The 14,208-nt window shown below is 70.8% G+C and carries 11 protein-coding genes and 3 pseudogenes; 5 read left to right on the forward strand and 9 right to left on the reverse strand.

The window, feature by feature from the left end:
* Positions 1-37 precede the first annotated feature (37 nt).
* The 3 genes and pseudogenes from J5X86_RS30360 to J5X86_RS30370 form a co-directional block, all read right to left on the reverse strand.
* Positions 38-553, reverse strand: coding sequence for a DinB family protein (locus tag J5X86_RS30360; protein WP_208519897.1), 516 nt, complete (start codon positions 551-553; stop codon positions 38-40).
* Between the two features lie 42 nt (positions 554-595).
* Positions 596-703: pseudogene (locus J5X86_RS30365) on the reverse strand (glyoxalase); the annotation flags it as partial.
* A 49-nt stretch (positions 704-752) separates the two neighbouring features.
* Positions 753-1,124, reverse strand: a complete 372-nt coding sequence (locus J5X86_RS30370; RefSeq protein WP_208519898.1) for a MerR family transcriptional regulator — start codon at positions 1,122-1,124, stop codon at positions 753-755.
* Between the two features lie 235 nt (positions 1,125-1,359).
* On the opposite strand from J5X86_RS30370, the gene J5X86_RS30375 reads away from it, so the two are divergent.
* On the forward strand, positions 1,360-3,282 hold the full coding sequence (locus tag J5X86_RS30375) for a sulfatase (RefSeq protein ID WP_208519899.1): 1,923 nt from the start codon (positions 1,360-1,362) through the stop codon (positions 3,280-3,282).
* 143 nt (positions 3,283-3,425) lie between these two features.
* Here J5X86_RS30375 and J5X86_RS30380 read toward each other — a convergent pair whose 3' ends face one another.
* The 3 genes and pseudogenes from J5X86_RS30380 to J5X86_RS53010 all read right to left on the reverse strand — a co-directional run.
* Positions 3,426-4,574, reverse strand: coding sequence for a DUF475 domain-containing protein (locus J5X86_RS30380; protein ID WP_208519900.1), 1,149 nt, complete (start codon positions 4,572-4,574; stop codon positions 3,426-3,428).
* 3 nt (positions 4,575-4,577) lie between these two features.
* Positions 4,578-4,727: pseudogene (locus J5X86_RS30385) on the reverse strand (TerD family protein); the annotation flags it as partial.
* A gap of 208 nt (positions 4,728-4,935) precedes the next feature.
* Positions 4,936-5,127 (reverse strand): annotated as a pseudogene (locus J5X86_RS53010) (hypothetical protein); the annotation flags it as partial.
* 92 nt (positions 5,128-5,219) lie between these two features.
* On the opposite strand from J5X86_RS53010, the gene J5X86_RS30395 reads away from it, so the two are divergent.
* Positions 5,220-5,891, forward strand: coding sequence for a DUF429 domain-containing protein (locus J5X86_RS30395; protein ID WP_308124779.1), 672 nt, complete (start codon positions 5,220-5,222; stop codon positions 5,889-5,891).
* 81 nt (positions 5,892-5,972) lie between these two features.
* Here the strand turns inward: J5X86_RS30395 and J5X86_RS30400 are convergent, their stop codons facing one another.
* On the reverse strand, positions 5,973-7,262 hold the full coding sequence (locus tag J5X86_RS30400) for a transglycosylase family protein (protein ID WP_243981830.1): 1,290 nt from the start codon (positions 7,260-7,262) through the stop codon (positions 5,973-5,975).
* A gap of 1,532 nt (positions 7,263-8,794) precedes the next feature.
* Here J5X86_RS30400 and J5X86_RS30405 point away from each other — a divergent pair.
* Positions 8,795-9,628, forward strand: coding sequence for an MOSC domain-containing protein (locus J5X86_RS30405; RefSeq protein ID WP_208519902.1), 834 nt, complete (start codon positions 8,795-8,797; stop codon positions 9,626-9,628).
* A 10-nt stretch (positions 9,629-9,638) separates the two neighbouring features.
* On the opposite strand, the gene J5X86_RS30410 is transcribed toward J5X86_RS30405, so the two are convergent.
* A complete protein-coding gene (locus J5X86_RS30410) occupies positions 9,639-10,049 on the reverse strand; it encodes an SRPBCC domain-containing protein (RefSeq protein ID WP_208519903.1) in 411 nt (136 codons plus the stop codon).
* 61 nt (positions 10,050-10,110) lie between these two features.
* Positions 10,111-11,124 carry an Lrp/AsnC family transcriptional regulator gene (locus J5X86_RS30415; RefSeq protein WP_208519904.1) on the reverse strand — a complete coding sequence of 338 codons (1,014 nt, stop codon included), beginning with the start codon at positions 11,122-11,124 and terminating at the stop codon, positions 10,111-10,113.
* 93 nt (positions 11,125-11,217) lie between these two features.
* Here J5X86_RS30415 and J5X86_RS30420 point away from each other — a divergent pair, with 93 nt between their 5' ends.
* Together J5X86_RS30420 and J5X86_RS30425 are read left to right on the forward strand one after the other, a co-directional pair.
* Positions 11,218-12,903 (forward strand): AbgT family transporter, encoded by a 1,686-nt coding sequence (locus J5X86_RS30420; RefSeq protein WP_208519996.1) that lies wholly within the window; start codon positions 11,218-11,220, stop codon positions 12,901-12,903.
* A 48-nt stretch (positions 12,904-12,951) separates the two neighbouring features.
* Positions 12,952-14,106 (forward strand): M20 family metallopeptidase, encoded by a 1,155-nt coding sequence (locus tag J5X86_RS30425; RefSeq protein ID WP_208519905.1) that lies wholly within the window; start codon positions 12,952-12,954, stop codon positions 14,104-14,106.
* Positions 14,107-14,208: the final 102 nt, after the last annotated feature.

Consider the following 14,208-nt stretch of genomic DNA (forward strand, 5'->3'; position numbering starts at 1 on the left):
ATCTCGATGTAGGTCACCCGGTCACCGCAGCGGGGCGTCAGTAGTAGCCCTTCTCGCCGTCGACGAGTTCCCGGACGGTGTCCATATGGCCGGCGTGGCGGGCGGTTTCCTCGATCATGTGGAAGAGGATCCACCGCAGGCTGGTGGAGGTCGCGTTGAAGTCCGGGTGGCGGCCGGTGTCGTCCAGGGCGTGGGCCGCGATGATCTCGTTGGACACCTCGCACTGCTGCGCGTAGTCCTTGAGGAGCTGGGCGAGCGGGACGCCCTCGACCCTCATATCGGCATCCTCGACGTTCTCGTCGAACCGGGGGCCCTCGGCCGGGCGGCCGAGGAGGACGATCTCGAACCACAGGTGTTCCACCCAGCGCATATGGGAGACGAGCCCGGCCAGGGTCATCTGGGGCGAGGTCGGAAGGAAGGACCGGTGGGCGTCCGCCTCGGACAGGCCCTCGCATTTCCACGAGATGACGGCGCGCTGCATATCGAGCCAGCCCAGCAGTTGGGTGCGCTCATCGGCGGTGCGGGGAGGGCGGATGCGCGGTGGCGTCGTCATGAGCGGCGACGCTAGCCCAGTGCGTGGGCGGGGCGCACCGGATTATCGGCGGTGGCTCAGCACGTTGATCACACGGCCGTTGGGGTCGCGGACGAAGAAGCGGCGGAAGCCCCACTCCTCGTCCCGCAGCGAGTGCACGATCTCGGCACCGCGGTGGGTACGACACGGCGGACGGTCATCGTGGGCTCCCCGGAGCGGGTCAGCTGGCGGTGTTATTACTGAGCACGGCGTCAAGGTACTCGGAGATCGCGTCCCGGTTGCGGGTCAGGCACTCGATGCGCTGACTCATGCGGTCCCGCTCGTTCTCCAGCGTGGCGATCATCTCCGGTGTGGCGTCGGAGAAGTGAATGCGCCGGGGCTTGTCGAGGCACGGCAGGATCTGCTTGATGATCCGGGTCGGGAGCCCCGCGTCGAGCAGCCCCCTGATCTGCAGCACCCGGTCGACGAGACGCTCGTCGTAGGAGCGGTAGCCGTTCGCACAGCGGTCGGGCAGGATCAGCTTCTGCTCCTCGTAGTAGCGCAGCAGCCGGCGCGGTGTGCCGGTGCGCTCCGAGAGCTCTCCGATACGCATGTGTCCGTCCTTGTCTCTCCGCCCGCGTGCCGCCGATCCGGCTGACTTTCACATTCATGTGAGGGTTGCAGCGTATCGTGGGGCCGGTGCGCTCGCGAGCGGGCGGGAGGCGCCGGGAAAAGTGCCAGGTGATTGAACGGAGGCCCCCGGCGCGCCGTACGGATAACGGCGGGCCCGACTACCCGAGCCGGGCCCGCCGTGCCACCACCGGGCTTCGCAGGGAAGGACCTTCGGGTTGTCGCGCCAATCGAGCTCTCATCAGCGGTCGGAAACGGACAAGGGAACCACGGAGCAGGCCCCGACGGAGGGCCCGACTCCGGAGAGTCCACCTCAGGCTGAGCCTGAGGCCACGCCCGATCTCCCCGCCCAGCGGCAGGATGACACCGGGGAGCGGGACGAGGTCGCCGACCAGGAGGTGAGCTCCGTCCACGACACGGCCGCCGCCCCCAAGGGCTGGCGGGCCAAGTACCCCGCCGTGGCGCGGACGGTGGCGTGGACGGCCACGGGGCTCTCCCTCGCCCTCGTGTTCCTCGCCCTCCTCCTGCCGACCCACCTCAGCCTCATCGAACCCAGAGCCTTCATGCGCATCCCGGTGGAGGGGGTGTTCGGCGCCACGCTGCTGCTGATGCTGCCGTCCATGGCGCGGCGGGTGGTGGCGGTGCTCGCCGGGGTGGTCCTCGGCGCGCTGACCATATTGAACCTGCTCGACATCGGCTTCAACGAGTTCCTCGGCCGTGGGTTCAACGTGGTGCTCGACTGGATACTGCTGGACGACGCCCAGTCGTACGTCAAGGACGCGCTCGGCGACACGGCCGCCACCGCCGCCGTGATCGGTGTCGTGGTCCTCGCCGTCGCGGTGCTCGTCCTGATGGGGCTCGCCGTCCTGCGGATCAGCAACGTCATGGCGAGGAACAGCGCCGTGGCGACCCGTACCACCCTGGTGCTCGGCACCGTCTGGGTCATGTGCGCGGCGCTCGGCGTGCAGGTGGCCGGGGCGCCGTTCGCGTCCCGGAGCACCACCGCGCTCGTCCAGGACCGGGCGGAGCGGGTGCGCAAGACCCTCAAGGACGAGCGGGAGTTCGCCAAGGTGGCCGCCGTCGACACCTACGGCGACACCCCCGGCGACCAGCTGCTGACCGGGCTGCGCGGCAAGGACATGATGTTCACCTTCATCGAGAGCTACGGCCGCTCGGCCATCGAGGACCCGGCGATCGCGCCCGGTGTCGACAAGACCCTCAAGAACGCCACCAAGCGGTTGAACAAGGCCGGATTCGCCTCCAAGAGCGGCTGGCTCACCTCGGCCACGTACGGCGGCAGCAGCTGGCTGGGGCACTCGACCTTCCTCACCGGCCTGTGGATCGACAACCAGAACCGCTACCGCACCGTCACCGCGGGCGACCACATGTCCCTCACCCGCGCCTTCCAGCGCACCGGCGCCTGGCGCACGGTCGGCATCATGCCGGGAGTCACCAAGGGCTGGCCGGAGGGCAAGTTCTACGGCCTCGACCACGTCTACGACTCCCGCGACCTCGGCTACAAGGGCCCGAAATTCAGCTGGTCGACCATGCCCGACCAGTACGCCCTCAAGGCGTTCGAGCACCTGGAGCACGGCAAGAAGCGCGACAAGCCGCTGATGTCGGAGATCATCCTGACCTCCAGCCACCAGCCCTGGGCACCCATCCCCAAGACGATCCCCTGGAGCCAGGTCGGCGACGGCTCGGTCTACAAGGCCATCGAGAAGGCCGGCAAGAATCCCGCGGATGTGTTCACCGACTCCGACAAGGTGAAGGCCGAGTACGGGAAGTCCATCCAGTACTCGGTGAACAGCCTCATCGACTATGTGCTGAAGTACGGCAACAAGAACACCGTGCTCGTCTTCCTCGGCGACCACCAGCCCCTCGCCCGGGTCAGCGGCAACAACGCCAGCCGGGACGTACCGGTCGCGATCGTCGCGCACGACAAGGCGGTGCTGGACCGGATCTCCCACTGGGGCTGGGAGGACGGCCTGATGCCTGGCGCGAAGGCCCCGGTGTGGAAGATGAACTCCTTCCGCGACCGCTTCCTGGACGCCTACGGTCCGAACCCCGGCGGCGCCACGGCCCCTTCCTCACCGAAAGCCTCGCCCGAAGCCGCACCGAAGGCTTCGGCAAAGCGATAGTCCTCGGCGTCTGGACGACCATTCCAGGGCGGTGGCCGGCCACCACCCTGGAATGGTCAGGGCGGTGGCCGGCCACCGGTGGGGTTTCGCGGAGGACACCGTCCGCCTGGCGGAGGCCCTGCGACCCCCGCCGGCGGCCCGGCTCAGACGCCGGAGGAGACCTCAGCCTTCTCGCTGGACCCCGTGTCCTTTCCCTCGGCCGCCGCTAGCCTGCGGTTGCGCTGGACCGAGGAGAAGAAGGACCAGGCGATCAGGACGACGCCGACGAGGCCCGTGATGACCTCGTGGATCTCGTACCGGATGGTGACGAGCAGGATCACGGCGAGGGCGCCGATCGCGTAGTGCGCGCCGTGCTCCAGGTAGACGTAGTCATCGAGGGTGCCCTGGCGGACCAGGTAGACCGTGAGCGAGCGGACGTACATCGCGCCGATGCCGAGGCCGAGCGCCATCAGGACGATGTCGTTGGTGATCGCGAAGGCGCCGATGACGCCGTCGAAGGAGAACGACGCGTCCAGGACCTCCAGGTAGAGGAACATGAAGAACGCGGCCTTGCCGGCCATCACGACCGCCGGGACCGTCTTGCCGCTCCTCTTGGCCTCTTCCTCGGCCTCGTGCTCGCGCTCCTCCTCTTCCTCGAGCTTGTTCTCGAAGTAGCCGGAGAGGCCGCTGACGATCAGGTAGGTGATCAAGCCCGCGACGCCGGCGATCAGGACGGTCTCCGCCTTGTCCGCATGGATGCCGCCGTGCTGGTGGGCCTTGGTGGCGAAGGTCATCGCGGAGACGAGCAGCACGATGAGCGCGATGCAGACGGAGAGCATGTCGACCTTGCCGAGCTTGGCGAGCGGACGCTCCAGCCAGCCGAGCCACTTGATCTCCCGCTCCTCGAAGATGAAGTCCAGGAAGATCATCAACAGGAACATGCCACCGAAGGCGGCGATCGACGGATGGGCGTCGGTCACCAACTGCTGGTACTTGTCCTTGTCGTCGACCGCGAGCCGTACCGCTTCGATCGGACCGATCTTGGCGCTGATGGCGACGATCACGACCGGGAAGACCAGGCGCATGCCGAAGACCGCGATCAGGACACCGATGGTGAGGAAGATCTTCTGCCAGAAGGCATTCATCTTCTTCAGGATCCCGGCGTTGACCACGGCGTTGTCGAAGGACACCGAGATCTCGAGGATGGACAGGATCGCCACGATCCCGAAGCCGGTCCACCCCCCGTAGAACACGGCCGCGACCAGGCCGAGCGCGGTGACCGCGAACGACCAGCCGAACGTTTTCAGAAGCACTGGCTACCCAATCGTTTTGTACGGGGCTCCCCCGCACCGTACCTGACTTTGCGAAACATTGACCCCGAAGTCTAGAGCGATGCCTCGCAGCCCTGACACATATTCCGGGCCAACAGCGCGAAACTTCCACTCGCCGCCGTGCCGGTAGAGCTCCCACTACAAACGCCGACGCGAGCAAGGCCGCGTGCGCCCGCTGCTTGAAGGCCTGCCGCTCCTCGTCCGACCACGGCGACGGGTTCGGCGGATACTCCCAGTCGATCGACGACTGGTACCACTTGGACAACTTCGCCAGCTCTTCTCGGGTGGCCGGGCGCCGCGGATGCCGTCACGGGTGACGTCCGACTCGCTCGTCGGCCCCTCCTTCCCACTGCCAGCCCTCGCGGCGGGTGCGGACCACCCGTTCGGCGACCATGTCCATTGGGGTGTCCAGGTCCAGCCGCTCCCATTCGGTGCCGTAGACGTTCTGGGCGCACCCCACCGCGCAGTAGCGCACCGACTTGACCACCTTGTCGGCCGTGACGGTGCGGGGGCGCTGCTCATGGGTGGCGGCCGAGGGCTCATCGGCATGGTCGGATACGGCGCATGGGTTCCCGTCGCGATGCTTTTCACCCCCCGCCCGCACCCGGATGCGCCGGATCACCCGTCGTGGGGGTGGACGCCTGCCGTACCGGCTGGGTGTCCGTGACCCTGTGCGAGGAGGGCCGCTTCGCCGGGGCGGATACCGCCGGAGGGCTGCCCGAGCTGCTCGGGCGGCTTCCGGACGCCGCCGTGGTCGCGGTCGACATGCCGCTGGGGCTGCTGACGGCCGGATGGCGCGAGGCGGAGGCCCTGGCCGTGGCGAGGGTGGCCCCGCACCGCTCCCGGGTCTTCTCCGTGCCGCCGCGCGGGGTCTGGGAGGCGGCTGACTACGACGATGCCAATCTGCGCTGCCGGTCCCTGACCGGTCGGGGGCTGAGCCGTCAGACCTGGGGGCTGGCCGCGAAGCTGCGCGAGGCCAACGCGTGTCGCGACGGGGGCGACCACCGGCTCTACGAGGTCCATCCCGAGGTCTCCTTCGCCGCCGTCAACGAGGGTCGGCCCGTGGCCTGGAGCAAGAAGAGCTGGAACGGCCAGGCCATGCGCCGCCGGTTGCTGGAGGACCAGGGCATCGTCCTGCCCGACGACCTCGGACCGGCCGGCCGGGTGCCGCCCGACGACGTCCTGGACGCCGCGGTGGCGGCCTGGAGCGCGCGGCGCATCGCGCTCGGGGCCGCCCGGAGCCTTCCCGATCCGCCACAGGAGGCGGATACCGGGCTGCCCGCCGCGATCTGGTACTGACCGATCCCCGCGCGGATGGCGGGAGGCCGCCCGAGCCGTGCCTCGGGCGGCCTCCCCTTCCCCCACCCCCTGGAGATGGACCTATGGGGTGTCCGGCGGGTCTTTCCCCTCCCCGCCCCTTTCCGTTGCCAGGGGCGGGGAGGGAGCAGCCTGCCGCAGGCGGCAAGCTCCGCCGGACACCTCCTTGAGGGGCGCCGTGTGTCCGGTGTGAGCCGTCAGACGCTGACGCCGCGTGCGCAGATAGGCGAGCGGGTCGATGTCGGACCCGTAGTGCGGGCCGGTGCGGACCTCGAAGTGGAGATGCGGTCCGGTGGCGTTCCCGGTGTTGCCGGACCGGGCGATCCGGCGGCCCGCCTCGACGGACTGCCCGGTGCGGACCGTCAGCGCCGACAGATGCGCGTAGTGGGTGTAGAGGCCGTCGGCGTGACGGATGATCACCTGGTAGCCGAAGGCGCCGCCCCACCCCGCCGCCACCACGGTGCCCGGGGCGGCCGCGCGCACCGAGGTGCCGATGGGGACCGCGAAGTCCACGCCGGTGTGATGGCCGCTGGCCCACCGCGCGCCGCGGATGCCGTACGCCGCGCTGACCGTCCCGCCGACCGGGGCCATATGCGGGCGGGCGGCCGCCTTGCGGACCACCGTGTGGCTCGAGATCGCCGAGGCGCGGTGGCGGGGCGCCGCCTTGCGCACATGCCGGGCGCCCGAGGGCAGGGCGAGCCGCTGCCCCGGGTGGATCAGATGGGGATTGGGGCCGATGGTCCCGCGGTTGGCGTGGTACAGCGCCTTCCAGCCACCGCTGACCGACGCACGCGTGGCGATACGGGACAGCGTGTCGCCGTGGACGACCGCGTAGGAGCCGGACGCCGCGCGCCGGGCGGTGTGCTGCCGGGCCCGGGACTTGGCAGCGGACTTGGCCGACTTCTTGGCGGGCTTGGCCGGGTGCTTGGCGCGGGGTTCAGTACTGCGGCTCGCCACCTCGGCGGGCGGGCCGGACCGGGACAGCCGGCCGCGGACGGAGCAGACCGGCCACGCGCCCGGGCCCTGTTTGCGCAGGACCACCTCCGCCACGGTGATCTGCTGGGCCCTGGACGCCAGATCGGCCCGCGCGGCGTAGGCGGTGCCGCCGAACGCCGCCCAGGTGTGCTGGGAGAACTGCAGCCCGCCGTAGTAGCCGTTGCCGGTGTTGATGTGCCAGTTGCCCCCGCTCTCGCACTTGGCGACCCGGTCCCAGGTACCGGCCGAGGCCGCGTGGGCGGGGCCGGTGCCGAGGAACGGCAGGACGATGCCGACACCGCCGGCGGTGAGGGCCGCGCACAGCGGGGAGACCCGGCTGGGCGATGCGGGGCGTCGGTGACTTCCTCGTACGGCCATGAGGCTGGTTCCTCTCGACACAACGGCTCTCGACGTGCCCTCCGGAGGACCCGGCGGGCTGTACGAGTACCGCAGCCCGGCCCCGCTGGTCACAAGGCGCAGGGGGCCTCATGGACGGCCGCGCGCCGCCCGGTGCCACCCCGGAATCGGCTGACGCTCCGTCAGTTGGGCGGCGGGAGGCGCATGGAGGGCCGGGGGCGCACGGGCGTCGGTGGGGCGGGCCGGGCGGGCCGGGACGGATGCGGGCGATCATGCCCCGCTGGACGTCCTCGTACGGCGGGAAATGATTCTCCGGGGCGCCGGAGGAGGGGCGGACGCTATTCCGCCGGATTGGTTTCCGGATGATCGGTCACCGATCCCGGGCGGCCGGGCGGGCGAATTGCGGCCGGAGCATGAACAGTTGAAGCGCGGACGAGCGGCGGGCGGCTCAATGCGACACCCGGGACGGGTCGGGCGTGCGGCACGGGATCTTCCTCGGCGCTATTGCGTCGCCGCCCGGTCAAGATCGGCCGCTTGGCGGCCGGGCCGCAGTGGGCGGCCGTAACCGCGCGGCACCGCGCTGGAACGGGCCGTTCCGCTCTTCCTGCCGGCAACCGGAGAATGCCGGGGAGTGGAGGAGAGAGGGGAGAGCGGGAGGCAGGGCGAGGGGCGGGAAATAGGACGGCCTTGCGGGGGAGTGGGGGAAGAGGGGGACGCCTGAGCGAACGCGCCAGGCGGGCCCGGCGGCGTTTCCCTGTGTGAGGTGGGACCTTGAAACGTATCTACGGGGGCGTGCCGCCGACCGCGGCGTTCAGGCGCGGGGCCGGCCGGGAGCGGGGGCGGCCCGGGCGAAGACGTGCGGGGGGGGGATGGTGGGGGACCGAGGGTGCCGGGCGCGGAACCCCGGCCCCGGCTCGTATCTTCTCCGGCATCCGGTATGGCCCGCGGAACAGGGGCGCTGCTTGGCGTCTGGGTCAACTCGCGGTCGTACGAACGGACTTGACTTGGCGTTTACCGTATCTCTTGTCCGCATCGCCTCGCCGACCGCCCGTGCACCGCGGCAGTTCTCCGAAAAGAGCCGGTCGTCATGGCGGCCGGGAACTGGCGGAGAATCACGCGGTCCGTGTATAGCGGGAAGCGCGCCGCCGCGCATATCATTGCCTCACATCGACTTCCCCCCTTCGAGCCGCTCTCAGGGGCGGCCCCGAAATCATCACCCTTCACCCCGCCTGTCCGGGACCCCGGGCGACGCCGGAGACCGCGCTTTTCTCGCGATCTCGTCCGCCGCTCCAGGGAAACGGTCGGATTTGGGTTCCTGCCGACGGGAGGCGCAGCGCGCCTACGTCAGGTGCCGCTGGTCACCGGCCGTGCGCGGTGGGTCATTCGGCGTACTCCGCGCTACGCCCTGCCGCCGGACGCCGGGCCGGGGGCGCATGGTGGAGCCGGGGTGTGCCATGAAACGCCGGTCGGGCACCGGGCGAGGGCGCAGGAGCGCGCCGACTGGCCGATCGGGGACACGGCCCCCTGGGTCGGGCCCCGGGTAGGGTTGCCGCGTGGCGATCGTTGTCGAGCTGACCTCCTACCCCGTCAAGGGCTGCGCGGGTGTTCCCGTATCCGAGGCGCTGCTGACGGAGGCGGGTCTGCGGCACGACCGCAGCTTCATGGTCATCGGCGAGGACGGAGAGTGCCGCACGCAGCGGCGCGATCCCCGGCTCGCCGTCATCCGCCCCGCCATCGACCCGGACGGCACCCGGCTCACCCTGTCGGCACCCGGCGAGGGTGAAGTGGCCATCGACGTCGACACCACCTCCGCCCGGCGCGAGGTCAAGCTGTTCCACAACCCCTTCCTCGGTATCGACCAGGGTGAGGACGCCGCCACGTGGCTTTCGCGGGCGCTGGGCGCGCCGAGCAGGCTGGTGCGGGTGCCCCCGGAGCACGACCGGGTGACCGAGGGATGGATCCCCGGCACCTGCGGCTACGCCGACAGCGGCGCCGTGCACCTCGTCTCCCGGGCCAGCCTGGACGGGCTGAACCAGCGGATCGCCGAGGCGGGCGGCGCCGCGCTGCCCATGAACCGCTTCCGCCCCGGCATCGTGCTCGGCGGATGGGACGAACCCCATCGGGAGGACCGGATCCGCAGGGTCGCCATCGGCGGCGCCGAGCTGGGCTTCGCCAAGCCCACCGCCCGGTGCGTCGTGACGACCGTCGATCAGATCAAGGGCGTCAAGGCGGGCCCGGAGCCACTGCGCACCCTGGCCGGCTACCGGCGCGGCCCGGGTGGCGCCACCCTGTTCGGCTGCCAGTTCTCCGTGACCCGCGCCGGAAAGCTGGCGGTCGGCGATGAGGTGGACGTCATCGAGTGGGACGGGCCGCCGCCGGGGGAGTGACCGGGAGCGCTCAGACCGACGCGAGCACCTTGGCGAAGCTGTCCAGGAGCTGGGCGGCGCCCTCCTCGGCCTGGGCGCACTGCTCCTGCGGCGGGGCCGGCTGCCGGAGCACCACCCGGGTCCGGCCGTCGCCCAGCTCGGCGAAGGTGGCGGTCATCTCCATGACCCCCTGCGGAAGGTCCAGGGTCCACACCAGCCGCTCCTGGCCGACCACCTCGCGGTAGACGCCGCGCATCGGCATCTCGCCCCCGGGAGTGGCGATGTTCGCCTTCCAGGCGCCACCCGGCCGGACGTCGAGGGCGACGGACTCGGGGGCGGCGCCGAACCAGCGGGCGAAGTACTCCGGCTCGGTCCACACCCGCCACACCGTCTCACGCGGTGCGTCCAGGTCCCGGGTGACGGTGATCTCGGTGTCGCTCATGGTCTCTCCTCGGTGAGCGGGAAGGTGTCGTCACCCATCAGACCGGCCCGCCGCGCGGAACTCATCGGTCCTGGCTCAGCAGCCTTCCGTCCTCCCGGCCGATCCAGTACCGGCGCAGCACATCGAGGACGACCGACACCTCGCAGGCGGTGATGCCGGGGAGCTTCGCCAGATCGTGGGTGAGCAGGTCGGCGAGGCCGTCCTCGTCCCGGAACACGCCATGATGGATCACCGAGGAGGTGCCCGCGACGATCGAGACATAGCGCGCCGAGGGATGCCGGGCCAGCGCGTCGGCCACTTCCTGGATGGCCCCGGGGGCGGCATGCAGCTCGATCACGACCTCCAGCGCATGGCCGAGCAGCGCCGGTTCGATCTCCACACGAGGCCGTACCAGACCGCGCTGGAGGAGCGACTGGGTCAGCCGGTAGGCGGTGGACCGGCTGATGCCGAGCCCGCGCGCCACATCGGCGGCGCTCGCCCGTGCGTCCTGGCGCAGCAGCTCCACGGCCCGCAGCTCGTCGTCGCTGAACTCGGTGACGGCGGTGGGCTCCGCCACCGGATCGGCGTCCTGGCGCAGCGTCCGCACCTGGGCGTCGTCCAGCCGCCGCAGCCGCCAGGAGTCGGACTTCGCCGTCGCCCTGAGCACCAGTTCGGTACGGGCCGACCGCACACCGGGGACGGACGGGATCCGGTTCATCAGCAGCTCCCGGGCCCGGCCGCGCCGGGTCGCGTGCAGGGAGCAGTAGACATCGGTGCGGCCCGTGGTCGTGGCGACGAACGGTATCTCGGGCAGCTCGGACAGCCGCCGGGCCACCTGCCACGCCTGCCCCGGGGCCGTGGCCACCCAGACGTGCATGGGGTTGCCCTCGGCCAGCATGGGCCACTCCACCTGCCCGATCACCCGCAGCAGCCGCTCTTCCCCGAGCCGGGTCAGCCGGCGGCCGACGGTGCTGGCCGAGCTGCCGAGGACCTCGGCCAGCGCGCTCAGCGGCGCCCTCGGCGCCACCTGCAGGGCGGCCACCAGATCGAGGTCGGCGTCGTCGAGTACCGGTGGTGTGGTGGGAACGGCTGCCATGGATACGAATCTATCGTGCGATTGGTGCTCCATGCGTGAATCATTCCTGCGTTACAAGTCTTTTACTTGCCTCATTCCGTCATGCCTTCTCTAATGGACGACCACTACTGCGTCACCGACGAAGGAGTGCGGACGGTGAGTTCCAAAGACACCACGACCACACCCGACAACACGCCCGGGAAGACACCCGGCACCACACCCGGGCAAACGCCTCCCGAGGCGCCCGGGGAGTCCTCGGCGGCGCTGTCCGCACTGCTCCGGGTGCTCGGCGCCGTCGAGCGCGCGGGCAATAAACTTCCCCACCCCTTCTGGCTGTTCGCGATCCTCAGCGTCCTCCTCGCGCTGATCAGCTGGGGGCTCGCCACCGCGGACGTCTCCGCGGTCGATCCGGCGGGCGGCAAGACCGTGGCGGTGCGCAGCCTGATCTCGGTCGACGGGGTGCGGTCGATGATCAGCGACGCGATCACCAACTACGCCACCTTCCCACCGCTCGGCACGATCTTGGTCGTCATGCTCGGTGTCGCCGTCGCCGACCGGTCGGGGCTGCTCGCGGCGATGCTGCGGGCCGGTGTCGCCAAGGTCCCGGCGCGCTGGATGACCTTCGCCCTGGCCTTCACCGCGATGGTCGCCCACATCGCCTCCGACGCCGCCTATGTGGCGCTGGTCCCCCTGGGCGGGCTGGCCTTCCGGGCCGTCGGGCGCAGTCCGCTCCTGGGGATCGTGGTGGCCTTCGTGGGCGTATCGGCGGGCTATGACGCCAGCCCGCTGATCACCCCCATGGACGCGGTCCTGTCCGGGCTGACCACGGCCGCCGCGCACACCGTGGACCCCGGCTATGTCGTCACCCCGCTGTCCAACTACTTCTTCTCCCTGGCCTCCTCGGTGGTGCTGGCCGCCGTGATCACCTTCGTCACCGAGAAGGTGCTGGTGAAGCGGGTGGCGGCGCTTCCGCCCGAGCCCGAGGAGGCGGCCGGGGACACGGCCGCGGAGACCGGGCAGACCACGGAGGTCGAGCTCGCCCTGGCACCCGAGGAGCGCCGCGGGCTGCGCCACGCCACCATCGCCCTCTTCGTCTTCCTCGCGGTGGTCGTGGTGGCGATGATCCCCACCGGGTCACCGCTGCGCGGCGAGGGCGGCAGCATCGTCGAATCGCCCGTGCTCTCCGGCATCGCCGTGGTGCTCGGACTGCTCTTCGCCCTCCTCGGCGCGGTCTACGGACGTGCGGCCGGCACCGTGCGCGGCAGCCGTGACATCCCGGACTTCATGGCGCAGGGCATGCGGGAGATGGCCCCCATCCTGGTGCTGTTCTTCGCCATCTCCCAGTTCCTCGCCTACTTCAAGTGGACCGGCGTCGGCCAGGTGCTCGCCATCCGCGGCGCCGATCTGCTCAAGGACCTCGGGGTCACCGGCCCGGTCGCCTTCGTCGGCATCGTGCTGGTGTGCACGGTGATCAATCTGGCGATGACCAGCGGTTCGGCCATGTGGGCGCTGGTGGCCCCGGTCTTCGTGCCGATGCTCATGCTGTTGCACATCCCCCCGGAGGCCACCCAGGCCGTCTACCGCATCGCCGACTCCTGCACCAACGCCATCACCCCGATGAGCGCCTACTTCGTCATGGCGCTCGGCTTCCTCCAGCGCTACCGGCGCTCCGCCGGAATCGGCACCCTCGCCTCGCTGACCCTGCCGCTCTCCGTGGCCATGCTGGTGGCCTGGACCCTGCTCTTCTACGCCTGGTGGGCGCTGGGCATTCCACTCGGCCCCGGCGCGCCCGTCCGCTGATCCCCGGCCGCTCCCTCACCCACGCCACCTCGGGAAGGATCCCCTCGAATGACCCCCTCCGATCTCGCCGCCGCCACCGCCCGGGTGCTGCCCGAGATGATCGAAGACCTACGGACGCTGGTGGAGCTGGAGACGCCGAGCCATGACAAGCGGCTGCTGGACGCCGGGCTCGCCACGATCAGCGGCTGGCTCGTCGACCGGCTCGGCGAGCCGGACGGAACGGAGCGCCACGACTGCGGGACGTATGGCGATGTGCTGGCCGTGACGTATCGCGGCACCGCACCCGGCACCGTGCTGCTGCTGTGCCACTACGACACGGTCTGGCCGGCCGGAACGCTCGCCGAATGGCCCTTCCAGGTGGAGGACGGCCGGGCGAGCGGACCCGGTGTCTTCGATATGAAGACGGGTCTGGTGCAGGCCGTCTGGACCCTGCGGCTGCTGCGCGAGCTGGAGCTTCCGCACCCCTCGGTGCGGCTGCTGCTCAACGGCGACGAGGAGATCGGCAGCCCCGCCTCCCGGCGCCATATCGAGCGGCTGAGCGAGGACGTCCTGGCCACGCTGGTCTTCGAGGCGTCGCTGGACGGGGCGCTCAAGACCTCCCGCAAGGGCGTCGGGCTGTTCGATGTGACCGCCCACGGCATCGAATCGCATGCGGGACTCGACCCGTTCGCGGGCGCGAGCGCCATCCACGCGCTGGCCGAGGTCGTCCCGCGGATCGCCGCACTCAGCGCCCCGGAGCGCGGAACCACGGTGAACGTGGGGCTGATCAGCGGCGGCACCGGGCGCAATGTGATCGCCGCACAGGCGAGCTGCGGTATCGACATCCGGATCGCCGAACCGGAGGAGATGAAGCGGATCGACACCGCGCTGCACGCCCTCGCCCCCTCCGACCAGCGGGTGCGGCTGACCGTCACCGGTGAGTGGAACCGCCCGCCGATGGTCCCCAATGATCCGTCCCGCCGACTGTTCGAGCAGGCCCACGCGGTCGCCGCGGAACACGGCTGGGAGCTGGAGGAGACCGCGGTCGGCGGGGCCAGCGACGGCAACTTCGTCTCCGCACTCGGCCGTCCGGTCCTCGACGGGCTCGGTGCCCTCGGCTCCGGCGCCCACGCCCGCCATGAGCACACGGTGCTCGCCCCGATCCCGGCCCGTACCGCGCTCGCCATCGGTCTGCTGCGGGCGCTGGCGGCGGACGTCTCGTAACGGCCGACGCCGACGGCCGGACGGCCGGAAACCCGTGGGCCGCCGCCGTGTCCGGACACGGCGGCGGCCCACGGTGGCACCGGCGCGGCCGCGGTGTGCGGG

The sequence above is a fragment of the Streptomyces sp. NEAU-YJ-81 genome (genome assembly GCF_017592595.1).
GTDB classification, from domain to species: Bacteria; Actinomycetota; Actinomycetes; order Streptomycetales; family Streptomycetaceae; genus Streptomyces; species Streptomyces hygroscopicus_B.